1 protein-coding gene is annotated in these 275 nt (G+C 57.1%); it reads left to right on the forward strand.

Going from position 1 to position 275, the window contains the following annotated elements:
• Positions 1-275, forward strand: a 275-nt coding sequence (locus tag ACPYOI_RS36230) for a response regulator (protein ID WP_481424192.1), incomplete at both ends; no start/stop codon positions are given.

The raw sequence follows: 275 nt of genomic DNA on the forward strand, positions 1-275 counted from the left end.
CAACCAGGCCAGGGCCATCATTAACGACCCCAGCCAGCCTGTCGATCTGGTGCTGCTGGATGTCTATATGCAGCAGGATAACGGGCTGGATCTCCTTCCCGTCATACGTGCCTCAGGCCGGCCGATTGATGTCATTATGATCTCCTCCGCCGCCGATGCCGCCACCATCCAGACCTCCATCCATTACGGTGTGGTGGATTATCTGATTAAACCGCTCCAGTTCCCTCGTTTTGAAGAGGCGCTGAACGGCTGGAAGGCAAAGCACAGCCTGAGGG

Source organism: Rhizobium sp. SVR5-2C (genome assembly GCF_056755115.1).